The organism is Variovorax sp. LjRoot290, from assembly GCF_964253985.1.
In the GTDB taxonomy this organism is placed as follows: domain Bacteria; phylum Pseudomonadota; class Gammaproteobacteria; order Burkholderiales; family Burkholderiaceae_C; genus Variovorax.
On record NZ_CAXURW020000001.1, the window covers coordinates 2,061,758 to 2,084,655 of the forward strand.

Annotated in this window: 19 protein-coding genes; 10 read left to right on the forward strand and 9 right to left on the reverse strand. The window is 66.7% G+C overall.

Annotation, left to right across the window (positions count from 1 at the left end):
- Nucleotides 1-18: 18 nt before the first annotated feature.
- Nucleotides 19-1,248 (forward strand): MFS transporter, encoded by a 1,230-nt coding sequence (locus ACSQ9A_RS10480; protein WP_436303596.1) that lies wholly within the window; start codon nucleotides 19-21, stop codon nucleotides 1,246-1,248.
- Between the two features lie 26 nt (nucleotides 1,249-1,274).
- Here the strand turns inward: ACSQ9A_RS10480 and ACSQ9A_RS10485 are convergent, their stop codons facing one another.
- From ACSQ9A_RS10485 to ACSQ9A_RS10505, 5 genes are all read right to left on the reverse strand, one after another.
- On the reverse strand, nucleotides 1,275-1,733 hold the full coding sequence (locus tag ACSQ9A_RS10485; RefSeq protein ID WP_436290574.1) for a RidA family protein: 459 nt from the start codon (nucleotides 1,731-1,733) through the stop codon (nucleotides 1,275-1,277).
- Nucleotides 1,730-2,725 carry a transglutaminase family protein gene (locus tag ACSQ9A_RS10490; protein ID WP_436303597.1) on the reverse strand — a complete coding sequence of 332 codons (996 nt, stop codon included), beginning with the start codon at nucleotides 2,723-2,725 and terminating at the stop codon, nucleotides 1,730-1,732. The genes ACSQ9A_RS10485 and ACSQ9A_RS10490 overlap by 4 nt, the downstream gene beginning before the upstream one ends.
- Nucleotides 2,726-2,727: 2 nt before the next feature.
- The gene (locus tag ACSQ9A_RS10495; protein WP_436303598.1) at nucleotides 2,728-5,424 is read right to left on the reverse strand and encodes a circularly permuted type 2 ATP-grasp protein; all 2,697 of its coding nucleotides are present in this window, start codon (nucleotides 5,422-5,424) and stop codon (nucleotides 2,728-2,730) included.
- Nucleotides 5,425-5,577: 153 nt separating this feature from the next.
- On the reverse strand, nucleotides 5,578-9,081 hold the full coding sequence (locus tag ACSQ9A_RS10500) for a DUF2126 domain-containing protein (protein WP_436303599.1): 3,504 nt from the start codon (nucleotides 9,079-9,081) through the stop codon (nucleotides 5,578-5,580).
- Between the two features lie 62 nt (nucleotides 9,082-9,143).
- Complete coding sequence (locus tag ACSQ9A_RS10505) at nucleotides 9,144-9,305, reverse strand: hypothetical protein (RefSeq protein ID WP_436303600.1); 162 nt, start codon at nucleotides 9,303-9,305, stop codon at nucleotides 9,144-9,146.
- A 408-nt stretch (nucleotides 9,306-9,713) separates the two neighbouring features.
- Here ACSQ9A_RS10505 and ACSQ9A_RS10510 point away from each other — a divergent pair, with 408 nt between their 5' ends.
- On the forward strand, nucleotides 9,714-11,222 hold the full coding sequence (locus ACSQ9A_RS10510; RefSeq protein ID WP_436303601.1) for a circularly permuted type 2 ATP-grasp protein: 1,509 nt from the start codon (nucleotides 9,714-9,716) through the stop codon (nucleotides 11,220-11,222).
- 18 nt (nucleotides 11,223-11,240) lie between these two features.
- On the forward strand, nucleotides 11,241-12,197 hold the full coding sequence (locus ACSQ9A_RS10515) for an alpha-E domain-containing protein (RefSeq protein WP_436303602.1): 957 nt from the start codon (nucleotides 11,241-11,243) through the stop codon (nucleotides 12,195-12,197).
- Between the two features lie 222 nt (nucleotides 12,198-12,419).
- Here the strand turns inward: ACSQ9A_RS10515 and ACSQ9A_RS10520 are convergent, their stop codons facing one another.
- On the reverse strand, nucleotides 12,420-12,866 hold the full coding sequence (locus tag ACSQ9A_RS10520) for a hypothetical protein (RefSeq protein WP_436303603.1): 447 nt from the start codon (nucleotides 12,864-12,866) through the stop codon (nucleotides 12,420-12,422).
- Between the two features lie 181 nt (nucleotides 12,867-13,047).
- Between ACSQ9A_RS10520 and ACSQ9A_RS10525 the strand changes: the two genes are divergently transcribed.
- Together ACSQ9A_RS10525 and ACSQ9A_RS10530 are read left to right on the forward strand one after the other, a co-directional pair.
- Nucleotides 13,048-13,875 carry an MlaD family protein gene (locus ACSQ9A_RS10525; protein WP_436303605.1) on the forward strand — a complete coding sequence of 276 codons (828 nt, stop codon included), beginning with the start codon at nucleotides 13,048-13,050 and terminating at the stop codon, nucleotides 13,873-13,875.
- On the forward strand, nucleotides 13,872-14,480 hold the full coding sequence (locus ACSQ9A_RS10530) for an ABC-type transport auxiliary lipoprotein family protein (protein ID WP_436303606.1): 609 nt from the start codon (nucleotides 13,872-13,874) through the stop codon (nucleotides 14,478-14,480). Before ACSQ9A_RS10525 ends, ACSQ9A_RS10530 begins: the two co-directional genes overlap by 4 nt.
- Here ACSQ9A_RS10530 and ACSQ9A_RS10535 read toward each other — a convergent pair.
- Genes ACSQ9A_RS10535 through ACSQ9A_RS10545 form a run of 3 tightly spaced genes read right to left on the reverse strand, consistent with a single transcriptional unit; the run spans nucleotide 14,477 to nucleotide 17,301 of the window.
- Nucleotides 14,477-15,028 (reverse strand): cytochrome b, encoded by a 552-nt coding sequence (locus tag ACSQ9A_RS10535; RefSeq protein ID WP_436290568.1) that lies wholly within the window; start codon nucleotides 15,026-15,028, stop codon nucleotides 14,477-14,479. The genes ACSQ9A_RS10530 and ACSQ9A_RS10535 overlap by 4 nt on opposite strands.
- Nucleotides 15,029-15,032: 4 nt before the next feature.
- On the reverse strand, nucleotides 15,033-16,526 hold the full coding sequence (gene glpK / locus ACSQ9A_RS10540; RefSeq protein ID WP_436303607.1) for a glycerol kinase GlpK: 1,494 nt from the start codon (nucleotides 16,524-16,526) through the stop codon (nucleotides 15,033-15,035).
- A 1-nt stretch (nucleotide 16,527) separates the two neighbouring features.
- The gene (locus tag ACSQ9A_RS10545; RefSeq protein ID WP_093102690.1) at nucleotides 16,528-17,301 is read right to left on the reverse strand and encodes a DeoR/GlpR family DNA-binding transcription regulator; all 774 of its coding nucleotides are present in this window, start codon (nucleotides 17,299-17,301) and stop codon (nucleotides 16,528-16,530) included.
- A gap of 99 nt (nucleotides 17,302-17,400) precedes the next feature.
- Between ACSQ9A_RS10545 and glpD the strand changes: the two genes are divergently transcribed.
- The 5 genes from glpD to ACSQ9A_RS10570 are packed head-to-tail and all read left to right on the forward strand — an operon-like array spanning nucleotide 17,401 to nucleotide 22,897.
- A complete protein-coding gene (gene glpD, locus ACSQ9A_RS10550) occupies nucleotides 17,401-19,062 on the forward strand; it encodes a glycerol-3-phosphate dehydrogenase (protein WP_436303608.1) in 1,662 nt (553 codons plus the stop codon).
- The gene (locus ACSQ9A_RS10555) at nucleotides 19,053-20,129 is read left to right on the forward strand and encodes an ABC transporter ATP-binding protein (RefSeq protein ID WP_436303609.1); all 1,077 of its coding nucleotides are present in this window, start codon (nucleotides 19,053-19,055) and stop codon (nucleotides 20,127-20,129) included. The genes glpD and ACSQ9A_RS10555 overlap by 10 nt, the downstream gene beginning before the upstream one ends.
- 1 nt (nucleotide 20,130) lies before the next feature.
- Nucleotides 20,131-21,201 (forward strand): ABC transporter ATP-binding protein, encoded by a 1,071-nt coding sequence (locus ACSQ9A_RS10560; RefSeq protein WP_436303610.1) that lies wholly within the window; start codon nucleotides 20,131-20,133, stop codon nucleotides 21,199-21,201.
- A complete protein-coding gene (locus ACSQ9A_RS10565) occupies nucleotides 21,198-22,088 on the forward strand; it encodes a carbohydrate ABC transporter permease (RefSeq protein ID WP_436290564.1) in 891 nt (296 codons plus the stop codon). The genes ACSQ9A_RS10560 and ACSQ9A_RS10565 overlap by 4 nt, the downstream gene beginning before the upstream one ends.
- Entirely contained in the window at nucleotides 22,085-22,897 is an 813-nt protein-coding gene (locus tag ACSQ9A_RS10570) for a carbohydrate ABC transporter permease (RefSeq protein ID WP_093102633.1), read from the forward strand. The genes ACSQ9A_RS10565 and ACSQ9A_RS10570 overlap by 4 nt, the downstream gene beginning before the upstream one ends.
- Nucleotide 22,898: the final 1 nt, after the last annotated feature.

Consider the following 22,898-nt stretch of genomic DNA (forward strand, 5'->3'; position numbering starts at 1 on the left):
TCCAAGGCTTCCCCATCCATGAATGCACCCTGCACCTCATGCGCCGATGCGCTGCCCTCCGTCTCTGAAACCACCGAAACCCCCCGTTCCGCCTGGCTCGCGGTCGGCTCCATCGCCGTCGGCACCTTCTCGATGGTCACGACGGAATTCCTGCCGATCGGCTTGCTGACGGACATCGCCGCCGGCATGAACGTCACCGACGGCACGGCCGGCCTTATGGTCACGATGCCGGGCGTGCTGGCCGCCTTCGCCGGGCCGGCGCTGATCGTCGCCTCGGGCCGTCTCGACCGGCGGACCGTGATGATCGCGCTCTCCGCGCTGCTGGTTGCATCCAACCTGCTGGCCGCCTTCGCGCCGAACTTCGCGACCATGCTGGTCGCGCGTTTCCTGCTCGGCCTTTGCATCGGCGGCTTCTGGACCTTTGCGCCGGGCGCCGCCACGCAGTTGGTGCCGGATGTTTCGAAGGCGCGCGCCATGTCGCTCGTGCTGGCAGGCGTTTCGGCGGCCACCGTGTTCGGCGTGCCGGCCGGCGCCTTCATCAGCAACTTCGCTGGCTGGCGTGCGGCCTTCGCGGTGACGGGGCTGCTCGCGGCGGTCGTGCTGGCAGCGCAGATCTGGCTGCTGCCGGCGATGCCGCCGGCGCGCGCCATTCGCCCGCGCGACCTGCTGACGCCGCTCACGCGCCGCATGGCGCAGGTCGGATTGCTGGCGGTGCTGTTCCTGATCGCCGGGCATTTCGCGGCCTACACCTACCTCACGCCGCTGCTGCAGCAGACCTTCGGGCTGGCGCCGGGCGCGGTGACGGCGCTGCTGCTGGTCTATGGCGCGACCGGCTTCATCGGCACCTTCGTCGGCGGCAGCCTGGTGGCGCGCAGCGTGCGCGGCACCACGCTGCTGGCGACGGTGCTGCTCGCAGCGGCGCTGCTGCTGTCGACGGTGGCCGGCAGCGGGATCGTGGCCGGCGCAGCCGTGGTGGTCGTCTGGGGTGTGGCCTTCGGTCTGATCCCGGTCTCGCTGACTGCCTGGATGATGGAAGCCGTGCCCGACGCGCAGGAGACCGGGCAGGCGCTGCTGGTGAGCGGATTCCAGGTCGCCATCGCGTCGGGCGCGCTGATCGGTGGCGTGACGGTCGACGGCTACGGCATCTCGAGCACCATGCTCCTGAGCGCCGCGCTGGTGCTGGTGGCCACGGCCGTGGTCGCCATGCTGGGCCGCGGGCCGCGGCCGGAGGTACGGTCAGCGGCTTGACGGCGAGGGCGCCGCCTCCCGCGGCGTCACTCGACTTCCGCGATCAGCTCGATTTCGACGCAGGCACCCATCGGGATCTGCGCCACGCCGAAGGCGCTGCGCGCATGCGCGCCTTTCTCGGGGCCGAAGACCTCGGCGAAGAATTCGCTGGCGCCATTGGTCACCAGGTGCTGCTCGGTGAAAGTGCCGACCGAGTTGACCAGGCTCATCACCTTGACGATGCGCTTGACCTTGTTCAGGTCGCCGATGGCGGCCTGCAGCGTGCCGAGCAGGTCGATCGCGATCGCGCGCGCAGCCTGCTTGCCTTCTTCGGTGCCGAGCGTCGCGCCGAGTTGGCCGACCCAGGGCTTGCCGTCCTTCTTGGCGATATGGCCGGAGAGGAACACCAGCTTGCCGGTCTGCACATAGGGCACATAGGCGGCGGCGGGGGCCGAGACCGGTGGCAGCGTGATGCCGAGGCTGGAAAGTTTGTCGTAAACACTCATGAAGGATCCTCGTCTTGTTGGGATTGCGATTGAGATTGCGATTGTGATTGCGTCTGTGTCTGCGCTTGCGACAGCGCCGCTTGCTGCGCCTCGGCCCGCAGCTCTTCGAGTGGCTGCACCGTGACGCCGACGTCGAGCGTGTGGCGCGCGCCGCCGTGCAGCACGCCGCGCATCGGCGAAACGTCGGAATAGTCGCGGCCGATGGCCAGCGCCACGTAGTCCTCGCCGGGTTGGCGGCCGTTGGTCGGATCGAATTCGGCCCAGTCGCCGGGTCCGTCGGCGCCGGGCAGGTAGACCGAGACCCAGGCATGCGAGGCATCGGCGCCGACCAGCCGCGGGCGGCCGGGCGGCGGCTGCGTCAACAGGTAGCCGCTCACGTAGCGCGCCGGCAGGCCCAGCGTGCGGAAGCAGGCGATCATGATGTGGGCGAAGTCCTGGCACACGCCATGGCGCTGCGCCAGCGCCTCGATCGCCGGCGTGCTGATCTCGGTGCTCTCGGTGTCGTAGACGAAGTCGCGGTACATGCGCAGCGTGAGGTCCATGGCCGCGTCGAACACCGGACGGCCGGGCGCGAAGCTGGGCCGCGCGTAGGCGGCGAAGTCGTCGTGCCGCGGCACGTAGCGCGAAGCGAAGACGAATTCGGAGGCCGGATCGAAGGGCAGATCCTTGGCGTAGCGGAAGCGCTCGCGCACCTCTTCCCAGGGCAGCTCGAGCGAGGCCGCCGGCGACAGCACCGGCGGGCCGGTCTCGACCACGCTCTCGGCCGTGACCACCAGTTCCTCGTGCGTCGAATCGAGCGCGAAGAAAGCGCGCGTGTTGCCGTAGACGTCGGGCGACTCGCCGCGCTGCGCGGGCTCGGGGCTGATCGCCAGCGCATGGCTCACCAGGCGCTGCGAGCCGGTGGCCAACGGCTTCAGGTGCGCGAGATGCTGCGCGGTCTCGACCGGCGGCGTGTACGCATAACGCGTTTCGTGGGTGACGTGGAGCAACATGATCAGGCACCGACCGAACGCAGCGACTCGGACGTGAGGGTGAAGTAGCGGATGCCGATGGCGTCCGACACATGGTAGGCCGCGGTCTCGCAGTTTTCGAGCACATCCTCGAGCGCGAGATGGCGTCCGTCGAGTCCGGCTTCGCAGAGATGTTCGAGTGTCCACGTGGCCGGATCGGGCAGCTCGTGCGAGAGGGCGGTGAGCTTGCCCGGCGCGCTGCCCGCCAGCCGCGCGATGCGGCCGCGCAGCGTTTGCGTGACCCAGGCCAGCGAACGCGGGTTGTCGCCGTCCTGCACCAGCAGGTCGACCAGGGTCGCGACATCGCGCCGCTGCTGATAGCGCGCGTGGAAGGTGATGGTGCTGTCGAACAGCGCAACCATGGCCTCGAAGCCGCTCATCTCGTGCACCGAACCGATCTCGAGACCGGCCGCCAGCGAACTGGAGAGAAAGGCGAGCCGCTCGATGTGGCGGCCGATCGAGAGCAGCCGCCAGGCGTCGTCGCGCGTCATGCGATCGGTCTGGGCGCCGGTCATTGCGGCGAGCGCGGCGCTGGTCGATTCGAGCATGCGCAGCGCCCCGGCGCTCGCGTAGCTGCCTTCGCCCTTTTCGCCGGCCTGCTCGGCGGAGCGGCGCAGGAATTCGGCTTCGGCGCGCACGATCTGGTTCCAGTTGTCCTGCGACAGCCGCTCGCGCACCGCGGCCGCGGCCTCGCGCACGCAGCGCAGGCTGTAGCCGACGCTGCCGCCCTTTTCGACGTCGCCCAGCTCCGCGATCAATGCGCGTTCGAACACGCGGCGCGACTTCGGGATGGTCGGCACATCGCGCGGCACCAGCGCATTGCGCAGCGCCAGGCGATGCAGCCAGGCCAGGAGCGCCGGCGAGGACTGGTCTTCGCCGCCGAGCAGGTCGAGCGTGAGCCGCGCGAGGCGCACCGCGTTCTCGGCACGCTCGGTGTAGCGGCCGAGCCAGAACATGTTCTCTGCCGCGCGGCTGGTGACCGGCGCACGGTGTCGCGCGAGCGATGCCGGCGTCGCATGCGACTGCAGCAGCGTGGTGCGGTCGACCTCACCGTGGGTCTGCACCCAGACGTCGGCGCTGCTGCCGCCGCGCTGCATCGAGGCGATCTGCGCATCGGCGCCCGCGAGCCGCGCCAGGCCGCCGGGCAGCACCCGCCACGACTTTGCGCCGTCGCTCACCGCGAACACCCGCAGCAGCACCGAGCGCGGCGCGATGTGGCCGGGGCCGAGGTCCTGGGTCCAGGTCGGCATCTGCGACAGCGGCAGGTAGCTCTGCACCGTGTGCTCGTCGCCCTGGCGCACGATGCGCCCGGCCCATTCGTCGAGCGCGCGGCGTCCCATGCGGCTGCCGAGCACGGCGTCGAAGCTGGTGTGGGAATCGTCGCCGGGGTAGGTGGACTTGATCGCGCAGCTGTCGAGCTGCGGCAGCACCGCTTCCATGGCGACGCGTTCGCCGCACCACCAGGTGGGCAGGGCCGGCAGCCGCAGCTTCTCGCCGATCAGGCGGCGCGCCAGCGCCGGCAGGAAGCCGAGCAGGGCGGGCGACTCCAGGAAAGCCGAGCCCGGCATGTTGGCCACCAGCACGTTGCCGGCGCGGATCGCCTGCAGCAGGCCCGGCACGCCGAGCGTGGAGTCGGGCCGCAGTTCGAGCGGGTCGAGGTACTGGTCGTCGAGCCGCTTGATCAGCCCGTGCACCGGCCGCAGGCCCTGCAGCGTCTTGAGGTAGAGGCGCTGGTCGCGCACCGTGAGGTCGCTGCCTTCGACCAGCGTGACGCCGAGGTAGCGCGAGAGGTAGGCGTGCTCGAAATAGGTTTCGTTGTAGGGCCCGGGCGTGAGCAGCGCGATGTGCGGCGGCTGGCCGGCGGGGCACATGTGCTGCAGGCCTTCCATCATCGCGTGGTAGGTCGCGGCCAGGCGCTGCACGTGCAGCGCTTCGAAGGCCTGCGGAAACTGGCGCGCGATCGCGAGCCGGTTCTCGAGCAGGTAGCCCAGGCCCGAGGGTGCCTGTGTGCGCTGCGACACCACCCACCAGTTGCCGTCGGGTCCGCGCGCCAGGTCGAAGGCGGCGATGTGCAGCCAGGTGTCGCGGGGCGGCTTGACGCCGTGCATCGCGCGCAGGTAGCCCGGATGGCCGTGCACCAGCGCGGGCGGCAAGAGGCCCTCGGCCAGCAGCTGCTGCGGCCCGTAGACGTCGGCCATCACGCGGTCGAGCAGGCGCGTGCGCTGCAGCACGCCGGCCTCGATCTGGGCCCAGCTCTCGGGCGAGACGATCAGCGGGAAGAGGTCGAGCGACCAAGGGCGCTGCGGGCCGTCGGCATCGGCGTACACGTTGTAGGTGACGCCGTTGTCGCGGATCTGCCGCTCGAGGCTGACCGCGCGCCGCGGCAGGTCGTTGAAGCCGGCGGCGCCCAGCTGCTCGAAGAAATCGGCCCAGGCGGGCGCCAGCGGCGGGCGCTCGCGCGCAGAGGCCTCTTCAGCATGCACCGCGGGTGGCGCGGACGAAGCCTCGTACAGCGGCGCCGGCTGGGAGGGCCCGCCAACGCGCGGGGCCGCGATCGGCGTCGCGGCCCCGCGCAGCTCGTCGAAGTGGCCCGGCGCTGCCGGCGGGGCGAGCGCCGAGGCCAGCTCGGCGGGCGCTTCCAGCGCCTGGGCGTCGAAAAGGGATTCGTTCAGTGGGTCCAAGATGTGCCGATTGTCACATCGGCGTCATCGCGATGGGGCGGTGGGCGATGATTCCAGGAACTCCGCGGAACCGGCTTTGCCGGGCCGCTGGTGTTGCCCCCTGCAAGGGGGTTGGCGAGAGCGACACGAAGTGCGCGAAGCCTGGGGGTGGGCTCATCCTCGTCTCAAATCCAACGTGAACGGGAACTCGCGGCTTGCAGCAAGTTCGATCGTCGCCGGTGGCGTGCGCAGCAGGCCGGGGGTATGGCCCATGCGCGAGAAGCGCGAATGGCGCCGGCTTTCGGCCTCGTTGGCGTTGACCGGGAAGCTCTCGTAGCTGAGCCCGCCCGGATGCGCGACGAAGTACTGGCAACCGCCGAGCGAGCGCTTCATCCAGGTGTCGACCAGGTCGAAGGTGAGCGGCGCATGGACGCCGATGCTGGGATGCAGCGCCGAGGGTGGATTCCAGGCCTTGTAGCGGATGCCGGCCACGAATTCGCCGACCGTGCCGGTGGGCTGCAGCGGCAGCACCTGGCCGTTGACGGTGACGACGTGGCGGCTTTCGTTGAGGCCGGTCACGCGCACCTCGATGCGTTCGAGCGAGGAGTCGACATAGCGCACCGTGCCGCCGGCCGAGCCTTCCTCGCCCATCACGTGCCAGGGCTCGAGGGCGTTGCGCAGCGACAGCTCCACGCCCATGGCCTGGACCTGGCCCACCAGCGGGAAGCGGAACTCGAAATGCGGCGCGAACCAGTCCGGATCGAAGGCGAAGCCGGCCTGCCGCATCTCGCTGATGACGTCCTCGAAATCCATCTTGACGAAGGTCGGCAAGAGAAAGCGGTCGTGCAGCTCGGTGCCCCAGCGCGTGGCGGGTGCCTTGTAGGGCTCGTCCCAGAAGCGGGCGATGAAGGCGCGCAGGAGCAGCTGCTGCGCGATGCTCATGCGCGCGTGCGGTGGCATCTCGAAGGCGCGCAGCTCCAGCAGGCCGAGGCGGCCGGTGGCGGAGTCGGGCGAGTAGAGCTTGTCGATGCAGAACTCGCTGCGATGCGTGTTGCCGGTGACGTCGACCAGGATGTTGCGCAGCGTGCGATCCACCATCCAGGCCGGCATGTTCTGGCCGTGGATCTCGCGGTTGCGCGCGATTTCCCTGAGCGCGATCTCGAGCTCGTAGAGCTGGTCGTTGCGCGCCTCGTCGACGCGCGGCGCCTGGCTGGTCGGGCCGATGAACATGCCCGAGAACAGATAGCTCAGCGACGGGTGGTTGTGCCAGTAGAGCAAGAGGCTCGCGAGCAGCTCGGGCCGGCGCAGGAAGGGGCTGTCGGCCGGCGTGGCGCCGCCCAGCACGAAGTGGTTGCCGCCGCCGGTGCCGGTGTGGCGGCCGTCGGTCATGAACTTCTCGGCCGACAGGCGCGTCTCGAAGGCCGCGTTGTAGAGGAACTCGGTGTGATCGACCAGCTCGCGCCAGTTGTGCGCGGGATGGATGTTGACCTCGATCACGCCGGGGTCGGGCGTGACCTGCAGCATCTTGAGGCGCGGATCGCGCGGCGGCGGGTAGCCTTCGATCACGATCTGCACGCCCAGCTGCTCGGCCGTGGCTTCGACCGCGGCGACGAGATCGAGGTAATCCTCCAGCCGCGCCAGCGGCGGCATGAACACGTAGAGCACGCCCGAGGCGCTCCCCACCTTCTCGGCCGCCGGCCCGTTGGCGCGGCGCGGGTCGCGCACCTCCACGCACAGCGCGCTGCGCGTGATCCAGTGGGCCGATTCGCCGCGCCGCGGCTCGCGGGTCGTGGTCGGATCGGAGGAGGCCGCGGCAGCGCGTGCCGCCGCCGGGTTGCCGTGCGCGGCCTGGAAGCGCAGCGCGGACGGCGCCTGCTGCGGTACGCCGAAGTCGTAGGGCACGGCGCCCAGATCGACCGGCGCGCCGGCGAGCCCGCCTTCATAGCGCGCACGGAAGAGGGTGGAGGCGGGCAGCGGCGCGCGCGGCGCGGTGGGGTCGCGCTCCACCAGGTAGGGATAGTCGCCCTTGCTGACCCAGGGTTGCGAATCGAGCGGCAGGCGGTAGCCCATCGGCGAATCGCCGGGGACCAGGTACATGCGGTCGTCGCGCAGGAACCAGGGGCCGGTCTTCCAGCCCGGCCCGGCGAGCGCGGGCGCATCGGTGTCGGCGTTCGCGGCCTCGATCGGCAGCATGTAGCCGATCACCGCATCGAGCTTCTGCGTGAACACGCGGCGCAGGCGCACGCGTTCCAGCTCGTCGTCGAGCTTCGAATCGAAGGGGTCGACGTTCACCGGCAGCCGGCGCTCGCGCCAGAGGTAGTAGTAGACGTCTTCGTAGCCGGGCTGCACGAAGCGGTCGGTGAGGCCGAGCTTGTGCGCGAGCGCGCTGGTGAAGCGGCGCGCGTCTTCGCTCGTGTAGTGGGTGGGCGTGCGTTCGTCGGCGAAGAGCTCGGGCTTGTGCCACAGCGGCTGGCCGTCGGCGCGCCAGAAGATCGACAGCGCCCAGCGCGGCAGCTGTTCGCCCGGGTACCACTTGCCCTGGCCGAAATGAAGGAAGCCGCCCTGGCCGTATTCGGCGCGCAGCTTGTGCACGAGCTCGGTCGCGTAGCCGCGCTTGGTCGGGCCGAGCGCATCGGTGTTCCATTCGGGCGCGTCGCGGTCGCTGGTGGCGACGTAGGTCGGCTCGCCGCCCATCGTGAGGCGCACGTCGCCGGCATTCAGGCGCGCGTCGACTGCCTCGCCGAGCGCCAGCACCTCGGCCCATTGATCGTCGGTATAGGGCTTGGTCACGCGCGGCGATTCGTGGATGCGCGTGACCTTCATCTCGTGGGCGAATTCGACCTCGGCCTCGTCGACCGCGCCTTCGATCGGCGCCGCACTCGAAGGTGTGGGCGTGCAGGCCAGCGGGATGTGGCCTTCGCCGGCCATCAGGCCCGAGGTGGCGTCGAGCCCGATCCAGCCGGCGCCGGGCAGATAGACCTCGCACCAGGCGTGCAGGTCGGTGAAGTCGACCGTGGTGCCGCTGGGGCCGTCGAGCGCCTTCACGTCGGGCGTGAGCTGGATCAGGTAGCCCGAAACGAAGCGCGCCGCCAGGCCGCAATGGCGCAACAGCTGCACCAGCAGCCAGCCCGAATCGCGGCAGGAACCGGAGGCATTGGCCAGCGTCTGCTCGGGCGTCTGCACGCCGGGCTCCATGCGGATCAGGTAGCCGACGTCCTTCTGCACCTGCTGGTTGAGGCCGACGAGGAAGTCGATGGTGCGCTTCGTCTTGCGGTCGATCTTCTCGAGGTAGGCCGCGACCAGCGGCGTGGCAGGGTCGGCCACGAGGTAGGGCGCGAGTTCCTGCGCCTGCGATTCGGTGTACTTGAAAGGGAAGTTCTCGGCCTGCGGCTCGAGGAAGAAGTCGAAGGGGTTGTAGACCGCCATCTCGACCACGAGGTCGACCGTGACCTTGAACCCGCGCGTCTTCTCGGGGAACACCAGCCGCGCCTGGTAGTTCGCGAACGGGTCCTGCTGCCAGTTGATGAAGTGCTGCTCGGGCTCGACGCGCAACGAATACGAGATCACGTTGCTGCGGCAATGCGGCGCGGGGCGCAGGCGGATCACCTGCGGTCCCAATTGCACCGGGCGGTCGTACTTGTAGTGGGTGACGTGGTGGAGAGCGGCGTGGATGGACATTTTTTCTCGGAACGTCGAGGTTGCCTCGGAGTGAGACGCATACTAGCCCACACGGTTAGCAATTAGCGCGCCACAGAGAGCGTGTAAGGGAGCGATTGCAGCATGTCATCAGGGATCGTTGCGTGACGCCGGGCGGGGAGCCGCGCGGCCTGGCTTTCTTTGCCGCCATGGCCGGCTTGGTGCTGGGCGCTGCGCTGCAGTTGCAGCAGGCGGCGCTGTGGCATGGTGGTGTTTACGCCGGGGTGCTGTTGCCGCGGTCGCCGGCGGGCTGTTGCTGCGGGGATTGCGACGCTCGGCCCTGGCCATGCTGCTGCTCGGCGCGATGGCCGGCGCCGGCCTCGCGGGCTGGCGCGCGACCGCCTATACGGGTGATGCGCTGGCGCCCGCGCTCGAGGGGCGCGACCTGCAGGTGGTGGGCATCGTTTCGCAGATGCCGCAGCGCGGCGATGGCGCCGTGCGCTTTCTCTTCGACCTCGAATCGGCGCGCTGGGCCGGCGGTAACGACCGCGGCATGCCGCGCGTGCCCCCGCGAATGCCAGCGCCGGACCGCGAAACGCTACTGGCACCACGTTGTTCCCTAGAAGCACTGGCCCTGAACTTGCTAAGCTACGCCCAAGGAGATTGGTCGTCCCATGCACAAATTCGACGAGATGTACGAGCAGCTGCCCTACCATGGCGCAGCGGTCCGAAACCACTACAAGCGCTACGACCAATGGCTCGCGAAGCAGCCCGGCGAGGTGATGCGATCGCGGCGCGAGGAGGCGGAAATGATCTTCCGCCGGGTCGGCATCACCTTTGCCGTGTACGGAGCGAAGGACGAGGACGGTTCGGGCACCGAGCGCCTGATCCCCTTCGACCTGCTGCCGCGCATCATTCCCGCGCACGAGTGGGAAAGCATGGAGAAGGGGCTGGTGCAGCGCGTGACCGCGCTCAACCGCTTCATCCACGACGTCTACCACGGGCAGGAGATCGTCAAGGCCGGCGTGGTCCCCTCAGAGCAGATCTTCAACAACGCGCAGTACCGCCCCGAGATGGTGGGCGTGAAGGTGCCCAACGACATCTACTCGCACATCTCCGGCATCGACATCGTGCGCGCGCCGGACGCGGCCGGCAACGGCGAGTACTACGTGCTCGAAGACAACCTGCGGGTTCCCAGCGGCGTGAGCTACATGCTGGAGAACCGCAAGATGATGATGCGGCTCTTCCCCGAGCTGTTCAGCCAGAACCGCGTCGCGCCGGTGGCGCACTATCCCGACCTGCTGCTCGAAACCCTGCGCGCCTCCGCGCCGCCCGCGACCGCCGAGCCCACCGTGGTGGTGCTCACACCCGGCATGTACAACAGCGCCTACTTCGAGCATGCCTTCCTCGCGCAGCAGATGGGCGTGGAGCTGGTCGAAGGGCAGGACCTCTTCGTCAAGGACGACTTCGTCTACATGCGCACCACGCGCGGCCCGCGGCGCGTCGACGTGATCTACCGCCGCGTCGACGACGACTTCCTCGACCCCGAGGTGTTCCGCCCCACGTCGACGCTCGGTTGCGCCGGCCTCATGCGCGCCTACCGCGAGGGCAACGTCGTGATCTGCAATGCGGTCGGCACCGGCGTGGCGGACGACAAGTCGATCTACCCCTACGTGCCGAAGATGATCGAGTTCTACCTCGGCGAGAAGCCGATCCTCAAGAACGTGCCCACCTACATGTGCCGCAACAAGGAGGAACTCGACTACACACTGGCCAACATGAAGGACCTGGTGGTCAAGGAAGTGCACGGCGCCGGCGGCTACGGCATGCTGATCGGCCCGGCGGCGACGCATGCCGAGATCGAGGACTTCAAGAAAGCCGTGCTCGCCAAGCCCGACGGCTACATCGCGCAGCCCACCTTGAGCCTGTCGACCTCGCCCACCTTCGTGGAGGCCGGCATCGCGCCGCGCCACATCGACCTGCGCCCCTTCGTGCTCTCGGGCAAGGAAGTGCAGATGGTGCCCGGCGGCCTCACGCGCGTCGCGCTCAAGGAGGGCTCGCTGGTCGTCAATTCGTCGCAGGGCGGCGGCACCAAGGACACCTGGATTCTCGAAGGGGACCGCCGCACCAAGTCGCGCTCGGAATCGCAGTCGCAATCGCAATCGCAAACCCAAGTGGGTTGATCAGGGGAGCACCACAGCATGTTGTCACGCACTGCCGATCACCTCTACTGGATGTCGCGCTACACCGAGCGGGCCGAAAACACCGCGCGCATGCTCGACGTCAACTACCAGACCTCGCTCTTGCCGCAATCGGCCGAGGTTGCCAAGTACGGCTGGCAGGGCCTGCTCTCCATCAGCGAGCTGCTGCCCTTGTTCAACGAAAAGCACGAGTACATCGTGCCCGACGAGGTGATGGAGTTCATGGTCAAGGACGAGTCCAATCCCTCGTCGATCCTTTCGTGCCTCCGAGCCGCGCGCGAGAACGCGCGGGCCGTGCGCGGCGCGCTCACCACCGAAGCCTGGGAGACGCAGAACACGACCTGGCTCGAGGTCAACCGCATGCTGCGCGCCGGCGAATTCGAGCGCGATCCGGGCCAGTTCTTCGAATGGGTCAAGTTCCGCTCGCACCTCTCGCGCGGCGTGACCCTGGGCACCATGCTGCAGGACGAGGCCTTCCACTTCTCGCGCCTGGGCACCTTCCTGGAGCGCGCGGACAACACGGCACGCCTGGTCGACGTGAAGTTCCATGCGCTCAACAGCGAGTTCTTCGGCACCGCCACCGAGGAAGACCAGGAGTACGACTTCTATCACTGGAGCGCGATCCTGCGCAGCGTCTCGGCCTTCGAGGTCTACCGCAAGGTGTACCGCGACGTGATCAAGCCTGAACGCGTGGCCGAGCTCCTGATCCTGCGCGCCGACATGCCGCGTTCGCTGCATGCGAGCCTGGTCGAAGTGGTGAGCAATCTTGCGAAGGTGCAGAACGACCAGAGCGCGGAGACGCAGCGGCGTGCGGGGAAGCTTCTGGCCGATTTGCAGTACGCGCGGGTCGATGAGATTCTGGCGACGGGACTGCATGCCTATCTGACGCAGTTTCTCGATCGGGTGAATGAGTTGGGGTGGCGGATCAGTCAGGACTTTTTGGTGCCTGGGCACTGAGCATTTTTCGACTGCGAGTCGGCGACTACGGCGCGCTGTGGGCGCAAGTTCATCGACCTGTAGGACCGACTCTGAACACCGATGGGCGATTCAAAGCAGACTTTCCGGTCCGCCACGGATTCGATGGTGATTCATTGTCGGGTGCATCGTGCCGTTCCCTATGAAACACATAGCGCGAGCGGAACATGATGTCCAGCGCATAGGCCGCCATGCGCCTTGACTCTACCTTCGAGCGGCCAAAGCGGCCCTGATAGTACGCGGCCATCGTCGGCTCGGCCAAACGGTACTGCTTGCGAATTTGACCGAGCAGTTCGTGGTTATAGGGTTCCTTTCGCGCCCAGTCGGCGAGCGACGCATCGGGCGAATCGTGTTCTGGTTTCGCGGGTCATCGTCGCTCACCTGCGCGATGAAATCGTCGGACTTCGTTGCTTCCGGAACCGCGAAGATCGCGTACTGATCGCCTCTCCATCCGTATGGAGTTTCATCAACGACCAGGCGATAGCCGGCTTGGCTGACTTTCTGCCAGTACACGCTTCGGTGCGAGAAGTTGCCGGTCTTCGGCTGCTTGTCGAATGCCGACGGATCCGCTGTGGTGAGCGCATCGCCGCCGGAGATGTCGAGATCCGAGGGCCCAAGGACCAGTTCACTGGTCACGCCGGTCGGGATCACGGGTGGGGAATATAGGTAGGGGATGTCCTTGCGTGGCGAGGGGTTGAGGCTCGCCCGCCAACGGGTCGAAAATGCAATCTTCGCATCGCGTGGCAATTGCAGGGATGACGGACTAGGCTGGCACCGGCCCAAGCGCCTATTTGGCCGGCGATGTGCGGGCTAGCCATGGAGGCAATGCGCGATGAAAAACGATGTCAACACGAAGGCGCGACTTGCGTTCGTGGCGTTCCTGCTTGTGTCGATTCTCGCTGGGGCAATCTGGTATTTTGTTTCCGTAAGCGATTATGTGAACTATCAGATTTCTACCGAGGAGTCCGTCTCCGGCCTCATTGCCGATGCTCCTGTCGAATTCCACGGCGTTGATGTGGGAAGGGTGAAAAGCGTCAAGCTGGTCCGGTCGAATTCAGTGAGCATTTTGTTGAGTATCGACAAGACCGCTCCGATTACCTCGGCCAGCGTCGCCACGATCACCTCGCGTGGACTCGCTTCGCGAGGATTCACCGGCTACGTTTACATTGCTATCGAAGACGCCGGCATCGATTCGCGGCCGCTGGCAGCACGGCCGGGCGAACTTTATCCGACAATACCGACGGCGCCGTCGAAATCAATGACGCTCGATGGGACGCTGACTCAGATGAACGAGAATGTCCAAGCCGTCACTGAGCTGCTGCAATCGACATTCGACGAGAAGACCATCGCATCGCTGAAGCAATCGGTCGACAGCTTGCAGCAAGTAACCAAGGTACTGGCAGAAAATACCAGGAAGCTGAACTCGATCGTTGCCAATACCGAGCGCGCGAGTCATCGTCTGGAGCCTCTGCTGGAATCGAGTCATGACACAGTGAGAGCGCTTCAGACGCAAATCCTGCCTGAGGCTCACAAGACCCTGTCCAATCTCGATGCGCTGTCCAGTTCCCTCTCCGGCGTGGCGACCAGGATCAATCGAGACCCGTCGATCTTGATTCGCGGCACCAGGCCTCCACCGCTTGGGCCCGGGGAAGAAAAATGAAGGGAAGTATGGCGAGGGCGGCGCTGGTTGCGCTATGTGCCATCCTGCTTTCGGGCTGTGCCCTGTTGTCGCCGGTCGATACTGCCGCCAAGAAACATGTGCTGAGCAGCATCCCACTCGACCTGCCCAACGAACGGACTCGCTCCGCGACCCTGTTGGTTCTGGTCCCCGAGACCCATCCGGTCTATGGCACGACGCAAATGGCCTATACCACCCAGGCCCATCAAATCGCGTATTTCAGTCGGAATGAATGGGCGGAAACACCAGCGCAGATGATGCTGCCTCTGATCGTCAAGACAATTTCGAATACGCACTATTTCAGCGAGGTCCGGTCGCCTCCTCATTTTGGTCGCCACACTTTCGCTCTTCGCACCGAAATCCTGGAGCTCAAGCAGGACTTCACTTCAGACTCGGCGATACTGCAGCTCACGATACGCTTCTATCTAAGTCGCGAGGCAATGAATCGGGTTATCGCGACAAAGGAAGTGTCGGTGCGCGAACCCTTGCGGGAGAGAAATCCCTCCGCCGGGGTCGCGGCGGCCAATGAGGCTGCGGTAAAAGTATTGCGGGAACTCGCCAGGTTCGTGGTCGAGAAAGCGGGTTAGGGCAGCATTTTGCGCAAAGTATCGTCCTTGAATACGAAATGATGCCTCAGTGCCGCGCCCACATGGACGAATATGACAAGCACGAGCACATAAGCGAGCCACTTGTGGACATCGATGAGTCGCTGAAACAGATGGTCGTCGCGAGGAAGGAAATCAGGCAGCGTGAACAAGCCAAAGAACGATACCGGGATGCCAGCGGCGGAAGACATGAGCCAACCAGTCATCGGCAAGACGAACATCAGTGCGTAAAAGGAGAGATGGACGAATCGGGCGGCGATTTTTTGCCAATCAGGCAGGTGTGCAACCAGTTGCGGGAGCACATTCGTCAAACGCCAGCCCAAGCGCACCGCGAGCAAGACGAGTACCAGCAAGCCAAGCTCCTTGTGGTAGAGAATCAGCGTGATCTTTTTTGTATTGAAGCCGACATCTGGAAGCGTGACCATGTAGATGCCCAATGCCAAAAGTCCGATGACAAGAAAAGCCATCAACCAGTGGAGCAGGATCGCAACAGCGCCATAGCGGTCCTCGGTGTTCTCGATCGGGGTCATGGCATCAAACCAGCGTCGCCCTCCGCACCGCCAGCTCCCACCGCTCCATCTTCTCCTCAGCCTTCACCCGGCTCAGGGTAGGCATGAAGCGCCGTTCGACGCGCCACTGCTTCGACAACTCACCCAGGTCGCGGTACACGCCGGTCGAGAGTCCTGCCAGGTAAGCCGCACCGAGCGCCGTGGTCTCGATGACCTCCGGCCGTACCACTGGAATCCCCAGCAGATCCGCCTGGAACTGCATCAGCAGATCGTTGACGGCCGCGCCGCCGTCGACGCGCAACTCCGCCACCGGCGTGCCGCCCGCGGCCACCGCATCGCGGCTCATGGCCTGCAGCAGCGCGGCGCTCTGATAAGCAATGCTCTCCAGCGCCGCGCGCGCGATGTGCGCGACGGTGGTGCCGCGCGTGAGGCCGGTGATGGTGCCGCGCGCGTCGGCGTTCCAGTAGGGCGCGCCGAGGCCGGTAAAGGCCGGCACCATCATCACGCCGCCCGCATCGGGCACGCTCTCGGCCAGCGCCTGCACCTGTGCGCTGCCCTGGATGGCCTTCAAGCCGTCGCGCAGCCACTGCACTACCGCGCCGCCGACGAACACGCTGCCTTCCATCGCGTACTGCGGCAGGGCGCTGGTCTGCGCCGCGCTGGTCACGAGCAGGCCGTTCTGCGAAGGCTGGAAGGCGCCGCCGGTGTGCATCAACAGGAAGCAGCCGGTGCCATAGGTGTTCTTGGCCATGCCGGCCTCGAAGCAGGCCTGGCCGAAGAGGGCGCTTTGCTGGTCGCCCGCCACGCCGCCGACGGGCAGGCTGCGCTCGAACAGGCCCGCGTCGGTGTCGGCAAAGTGCGCGCTCGAAGGCTTCGCCTCGGGCATCAGCGAGGCGGGGATGTCCAGCGCCTTCAGCAGATCGGCATCCCACTGGTTGCTGCGGACATTGAAGAGCATGGTGCGCGAGGCGTTGCTCACGTCGGTCACATGCACCTTGCCACCGGTCAGTTGCCAGATCAGCCAGCTGTCGACGGTGCCGAAGGCCAGCTCGCCGCGCTCGGCCGCGGCGCGTGCGCCGGGCACGTTGTCGAGCAGCCAGCGCAGCTTGGTGCCGGAGAAGTAGGCGTCGATCACGAGACCGGTCTTGTCGCGGATGGTGTCGGTCATGCCGTCTTCGCGCAGCCGTGCGCACAGCGGCTCGGCGCGCCGGTCCTGCCAGACGATGGCGTGGTGCACCGGCTGGCCGGTCTTGCGGTTCCACAGCACGGTGGTTTCGCGCTGGTTGGTGATGCCCAGCGCGTGGATGTCGCTCGCTGTGAGCTTCGCTTTAGCGAGCACCTCGCGCGCGGTCGCGAGCTGGCTGGTCCAGATCTCCACCGGGTCGTGCTCGACCCAGCCGGGCTGCGGGTAGATCTGCGTGAGCTCTTGCTGGGCGATGGCGACGATGCGGCCTTCGCGATCGAAGACGATGCTGCGGGAGCTCGACGTGCCCTGGTCGAGGGCGAGCAGGTAGGTCATCTCAGTGGTCCTTTGATGCGATCTCGCAGCGCACCTGTGCGCGCTCGAGCAGCTCCGGAAAAGGCGGCGGCGGCTCGGCGTCGGTAAAAAGGCAATCGATCTGCGACAGCTTCGCCAGCTCGATCATGGCAGGGCGGTTGAACTTGCTCGCGTCGGCCGCGAGCCAGACCTCGCGCGCCTGCGCAATGATGGTCTGCGCCACCTTCACCTCGCGCAGGTCGAAGTCGCGCAGCGTGCCATCGTCCTCGATGCTGGAAACGCCGATCAGCGCGATGTCGACCTTGAACTGGCGGATGAAATCGACCGTCGCCTCGCCCACGATCGCGCGGTCGCGCAGCCGCACCGAGCCGCCCGCGACGATCACCTCGCAGTTCGGGTTGTCGCTCAGGATGGTCGCGACATTGAGGTTGTTGGTGATCACGCGCAGCCCGGTGTGGCGCAGCAGCGCCTTCGCGATCGCCTCGGTGGTGGTGCCGATGTTGAGGATCAGCGAACAGTCGTTCGGCACCCGCGCGGCCACGGCGCGCGCGATGCGCGCCTTGCCTTCGGCATTGAGCGTTTCGCGCTGCTGGTAGCCGATGTTCTCGGTGGTCGAGCTCGGCACCCGCACACCGCCATGGAAGCGCGTCAGCAGGCCTTCGTCGGCCAGTCGCTGCACGTCGCGGCGCACGGTCTGCAGCGTCACTTCGAGCATTTCGGCCAGCTGTTCGACCGTGATCGAGCCGCGGGCGCGGACGGTGTTGAGCAGCTTGAGTTGGCGGGGGTTGGAGTTCACTGACATGGAAGAGAGCGCGGGGCGCGTTACTTTAAAGCGAAAGAAAACGAATGGACTTAAGGGTTAACGCCAAGGAAAATCGCGCATTAAGGAATCAAAATGAAAGAATACGAAAACGCCTCAGGCGAAATAAGTGAACAAATTCACGGGTCCATCCCTCCGTCCGTTGTGAGCGCCATCCCCCCGTCCACCTCCGCCGCCATCACCGACTGCGACGTGCTCATCGTCGGCGGCGGCATCAATGGCTGCGGCATCGCGCGCGATCTGGCGGGCCGCGGCTTTCGCGTGCTGCTGTGCGAGAAGGACGATCTCGCGGCGCACACCTCCTCGTCGTCCACCAAGCTGATCCACGGCGGTCTGCGCTACCTCGAGTACTACGAGTTCTCGCTGGTGCGCAAGGCCTTGCAGGAACGCGAGGTGCTGCTCAAGAGCGCGCCGCACATCATGTGGCCGCTGCGTTTCGTGATGCCGCACGATCCCTCCATGCGGCCGGCCTGGATGGTGCGCATCGGCCTCTTCATGTACGACCACCTGGCCAAGCGCGAGGTGCTGCCGGGCTCGCGCGCTATCGACCTGCGCAGCCACGCGGCCGGCGAGCCGCTCAAGCCGCAGTTCAAACGCGGCTTCGTCTACTCCGACGGCTGGGTCGATGACGCGCGGCTGGTGGTGCTCAATGCGCTCGATGCGCGCGCCAAGGGGGCCGAGGTGCTGACCCGCACGCGCTGCGTGAGCGCGCGCCGCGATGTCGATGGCTGGACCGCTCTGCTCGAATCCGCGGGCGGCGCCCAGCGCACGGTGCGCGCGCGCGCCGTGGTCAATGCGGCGGGGCCCTGGGCCGAATCCTTCTTGCGCGGCGTGGCCCACGCGGCCAAGGGCGAGGCGTTGGCCACGCGGCACCTGCGGCTGGTCAAGGGCAGCCACATCGTGGTGCCACGCCTCTTCAAGCACGACCACGCCTACATCTTCCAGAACCCCGACAAGCGGATCATCTTCGCGATTCCCTACCAGGACGATTTCACGCTGATCGGCACCACCGACATCGAGCTGAACGGCGACGACCCCGGCGCGGCGCGCATCGGCGCGGACGAGATCGACTACCTCTGCACCCAGGCCAGCCGCTACTTCGAGAAGCCCATCGTGCCGGCCGACGTGGTCTGGACCTACTCGGGCGTGCGGCCGCTGCTCGACGACGACTCGGGCGACCCCTCGGCCGTCACGCGCGACTACCTGCTCGAAAGCAACACCGGTGCCGCACCGCTGCTGTCTGTGTGGGGCGGCAAGATCACGACCTTTCGCAAGCTCGCCGAAGACGCGGCCGACGAGGTGGGCCGGATGCTCGGCGATGCGCGGCCGGCATGGACCGAAGGCGCCTTTCTCGCGGGCGGCGACCTGTCGGGCTGGATCGGTACCGCCGCGCGGCCCGATGACGATTTCGAACGCTTCGTGGCAGCGGTTGGCTCGAAGTACCCGTGGCTCGATGCCGCGCTGGCGCGCCGGCTCGCGCGCGCCTACGGCGCCCGCATCTCGAACGTGATCGGCGATGCGCAATCGATGGCCGACCTCGGCGCCGCCGTGGCACCCTGCCTGCACGAGCGCGAGCTGCGCTATCTGCACAACGAGGAGTGGGCCTGCAGCGGCGACGACGTGCTCTGGCGCCGCTCCAAGCTGGGCCTGCACCTCACGCGCCAGGAGCGCGAGCAGGTCGGTACCTGGATGGAGATCAACACGAGTTCGCAAGAAGGAATTGCTGCATGCAACTGACACTCGAGCGCGTCACCAAGAAGGTGGGCGCCCAGACCTGGCTCTACCCGCAGAGCATCGCGCCGAAGCATGGTGCGGTGACCGTGCTGCTGGGCGCCACGCAGGCCGGCAAGACCAGCCTGATGCGGCTGATGGCCGGCCTCGACACGCCGACCGAAGGCAAGGTGCAGGTCGACGGCAAGGACGTGACCGGCGTGCCGGTGCGCGAGCGCAACGTGGCGATGGTCTACCAGCAGTTCATCAACTACCCCTCGCTCAAGGTGGGCGAGAACATCGGCTCGCCGCTCAAGCTGCGCGGCGAGAAGAACGTCGATGCGAAGGTGCGCGAGCTGGCCGACAAGCTGCACATCGGCATGTTCCTCGACCGCTATCCGGCCGAACTCTCGGGCGGCCAGCAGCAGCGCGTGGCGCTGGCGCGCGCGCTGGCCAAGAACGCGCCGCTGATGCTGCTCGACGAGCCGCTGGTCAACCTCGACTACAAGCTGCGCGAAGGCCTGCGCGAAGAACTCACGCAGCTCTTCGCCACCGGCGACTCGACCGTGATCTACGCCACCACCGAACCTGGGGAGGCCCTGCTGCTGGGCGGCTACACCGCGGTGATGGATGCCGGCGAGCTGCTGCAGTACGGGCCGACCGCCGAGGTGTTCCATGCGCCGCAGTCGCTGCGCGTGGCGCGCGCCTTCAGCGACCCGCCGATGAACCTGCTGGCCGGCCGCGTGGTCGCCGGCGGCGTGCAACTCGAAGGCGGGCCGCTGCTGCCGATCGCGCTGCCGGCGGCCGTCGAAGGCGCCGTGACCATCGGCCTGCGCGCGAGTGCGCTGAACGTGAACGCGGGGGAGGGCGACATCGCCCTGCCCGGCAAGGTCGAACTGGCCGAGATCTCTGGCTCCGACACCTTCGTTCACGCCGAGACGCTGGTGGGCGAACTGGTGGCGCAACTGACCGGGGTGCACCGCTTCGAACTCGGCACGGCGATCACCTTGTACTTCGCGGCCTCGCAGGCCTACGTGTTCGACGCCGGCGAGCGGCTCGCGGTGGCGCCGGCCTGGCGCCGGAAGGGAGACTGACATGGCCCGCATCGACCTCGACCTGGCCCATGCCTATCACCCCAACCCGAGGGAGGACAGCGACTATGCGCTGCTGCCGCTCAAGATGAGCTTTCGCGACGGCGGCGCCTACGCCTTGCTCGGCCCCTCGGGCTGCGGCAAGACCACCATGCTCAACATCATCTCGGGCCTGCTCGCGCCCTCGCAGGGCAGCGTGCGCTTCAACGGCCGCGACGTGACGCTGGAGACGCCGCAGCAGCGCAACATCGCGCAGGTGTTCCAGTTCCCGGTGATCTACGACACCATGACCGTGGCCGAGAACCTCGCCTTCCCGCTGCGCAACCGGCAGCTGCCAGCCGAGCAGATCAAGAGGCGGGTGGGCGAGATCGCCGAGATGCTCGACATGAGCGGTCAGCTCAACCAGCGCGCCGCCAACCTCGCGGCCGATGCCAAGCAGAAGATCTCGCTCGGCCGCGGGCTGGTGCGCAGCGACGTGTCGGCGGTGCTCTTCGACGAGCCGCTGACCGTGATCGATCCGCACCTCAAGTGGCAGCTGCGGCGCAAGCTCAAGCAGATCCACCGCGAGCTCAAGCTCACGCTGATCTACGTCACGCACGACCAGGTCGAGGCGCTGACCTTCGCCGAAGAGGTGGTCGTCATGACGCGCGGCAAGGCGGTGCAGGTGGGCAGCGCCGAGGCGCTGTTCGAGCGGCCGGCCCACACCTTCGTCGGCCACTTCATCGGTTCGCCGGGCATGAACTTCCTGCCGGCGCAGTGCGCGGGCGGCGTGCTGGAGATCGCGGGCAACCGGCTCGCGCTGCCGCGGGCGCTGCCCGACGGCGCGCTCAAGCTCGGCATCCGGCCCGAATACCTCACGCTGGCCGAACTTCAGTCGCCCGGCGCATTGAGGGCCACGGTCACGCAGTTGCAGGACGTCGGGACGCACCAGATGCTCAGCGCGCAGATCGGCGAGAGCGTGCTCAAGGCCCGGCTGCATTCCGATGCGCAGGTGCCGTCGGTCGGCGAGCCGGTCTGGCTCAAGGTGGTGGACAAGCACACCTGCTATTACCGCGATGAGGAGCTGGTCGCATGAACGGAACCGTGAAACCCATCAACCAGAAGGCCTGGTGGCTGGTGCTGCCGGTGCTGCTGTGCGTGGCCTTCTCGGCCATCGTGCCGCTGATGACGGTGGTCAACTACTCGGTGCAGGACATCATCTCGCCCGAGCGGCGCGTGTTCGTCGGCACCGAATGGTTCGCCGCGGTGATGCGCGACGACGAGCTGCATGCAGCCCTGTGGCGCCAGCTCGGCTTCTCGCTCGCCGTGCTCGTCGTCGAGATCCCGCTGGGCATCTGCCTGGCGCTGTCGATGCCATCGACCGGCTGGAAGTCATCGGCCGTGCTGGTGGTGGTCGCGCTCTCGCTGTTGATTCCGTGGAACGTGGTCGGCACCATCTGGCAGATCTTCGGGCGTGCCGACATCGGGCTCTTCGGTTGGGCGCTGCAGAAGCTGGGCATCGACTACAGCTACACCGGCAACGCGCGCGATGCCTGGCTCACGGTGCTGGTGATGGACGTCTGGCACTGGACGCCGCTGGTCGCGCTGCTGTGCTACGCCGGGCTGCGCTCGATTCCCGATGCCTACTACCAGGCCGCGCGCATCGACGGCGCAAGCAAGTTCGCGGTGTTCCGCTACATCCAGCTGCCCAAGATGCGCGGCGTGCTGGTGATCGCGGTGCTGCTGCGCTTCATGGACAGCTTCATGATCTACACCGAACCCTTCGTGCTGACGGGCGGCGGTCCGGGCAATGCGACCACCTTCCTGAGCCAGTACCTCACGCAGAAGGCCGTCGGCCAGTTCGACCTCGGTCCGGCGGCCGCCTTCTCGCTGATCTATTTCCTGATCATTCTGCTGCTGTGTTTCGTGCTCTACAACTGGATGCAGCGGGTCGGCACGCAGGAAGTGGAGGAAACGAAATGAACGAACGCCGCTTCCGCAAGCGCAGCGTCTTCCTGCTGCTCTACATCCTGTTCGCGCTCCTGCCCATCTACTGGATGGTCAACATGAGCTTCAAGACCAACGAGGAGATTCTTTCGAGCTTCTCTTTCTTCCCCCAGCAGTTCACCTGGGCCAACTACGCGCGCATCTTCACCGACGAATCGTGGTACTCGGGCTACATCAACAGCCTGATCTACGTCGGCATCAACACGGTGATCTCGCTCACGGTCGCGTTGCCGGCGGCCTATGCCTTCTCGCGCTATTCCTTCCTCGGCGACAAGCACGTGTTCTTCTGGCTGCTCACCAACCGCATGACGCCGCCGGCCGTGTTCCTCTTGCCCTTCTTCCAGCTCTACACCACGGTCGGGCTGATGGACACGCATCTGGGCGTGGCGCTGGCGCACCTGCTCTTCAACGTGCCGCTGGCGGTGTGGATCCTGGAAGGCTTCATGAGCGGCATTCCGCGCGAGATCGACGAGACGGCCTACATCGACGGCTATTCCTTCCCGCGCTTCTTCCTCACCATCTTCCTGCCGCTGATCAAGGCCGGCGTCGGCGTCGCGGCCTTCTTCTGCTTCATGTTCAGCTGGGTCGAGCTGCTGCTGGCCCGCACGCTGACCAGCGTGAACGCCAAGCCGATCGTGGCCACGATGACGCGCACGGTGAGCGCCTCGGGCATGGACTGGGCCACCTTGGCGGCCGCGGGCGTGCTGACCATCGTGCCGGGCGCGATCGTGATCTGGTTCGTGCGCCACTACATCGCCAAGGGCTTCGCGATGGGACGCGTCTAAG